Origin of the sequence: Pseudomonas agronomica (genome assembly GCF_025917275.1) — a bacterium.
Lineage (GTDB): Bacteria > Pseudomonadota > Gammaproteobacteria > Pseudomonadales > Pseudomonadaceae > Aquipseudomonas > Aquipseudomonas agronomica.
The window spans coordinates 1-788 of the sequence record NZ_JAOSHO010000945.1 but is presented as its reverse complement, the minus strand read 5'-3'; the positions used below and the strand labels follow the sequence as shown (position 1 = coordinate 788).

Annotated in this window: 1 protein-coding gene; it reads right to left on the bottom strand. The window is 62.2% G+C overall.

Features of this window, described 5'->3' with window-relative positions; all coding sequences use genetic code 11:
• Positions 1–46: 46 nt before the first annotated feature.
• Complete coding sequence (locus tag OC610_RS28275; RefSeq protein ID WP_264432988.1) at positions 47–778, bottom strand: LexA family transcriptional regulator; 732 nt, start codon at positions 776–778, stop codon at positions 47–49.
• Positions 779–788: the final 10 nt, after the last annotated feature.

Here is a 788-nt window from a genome sequence, read left to right as displayed (position 1 = left end):
AGCGGGAGCAAGCTCCCTCGCCACGGGGAGCTGCGGTGGATTTGGGTTAGTCGAACACCGGCGGTCTCTGTTTGTTGAGGGTTGACCACCAGAACACCCAGCCAATCACGTGGATGTGTTGCGCGTCGATCTGTTCTGCGCTGAAGACTTCGTCGGGGTAGGCGGCGCTGTTGTGGCTGCGCAGGCGTAGTCGGTTGCCGGGGATGCGGTGGAGGTATTTGATGCGGAGCATGCCGTCGTGTTCGAGGGCGTAGATTTGGCCGTCGACGATTTGCGTCAGGCCGCGGTCGATGGCGAGGGTGGAGCCGTCTTCGATGCGTTCGGCCATGCTGTCGCCGACCATGGTGGTGCAGATGGCGTCGCTGGGGTCGATTTCGAGGGATTCGAGGTGGCTGCGGGGCAGGCGGATGGATTGGTCGGGGATTTCGACGATGTGGGTCTTGGTTTCGCCGGGGGCGATGGGGACTTCCTTGTAGAAGGGCAGTTCGATGTCCGTGGGTTCCGCCACGCTGTAGACGCCGTCGTTTTCGGCGGCTTCATAGGTGGTGCCGGGGCCGAGGCCCAATGGCGTTTGCGGGCCTTCGCCGCGGGCGAGCCATTCCGGGCTGACGGTCAGCAGGCTGGCGATGGAGTGGATGCGCCCGGGCGGGATGCCACGGTTGAACCAGTTGTTCACGTGTTGGGATTTCACGCCGTACAACTTCGCGAAGTCGGCGGATCGGATGTTCGCTTCTCTGAGAAGGGCTCTGAAGCGGTCGCCACTGGAAAGTATTTTCATAAACGGAAAG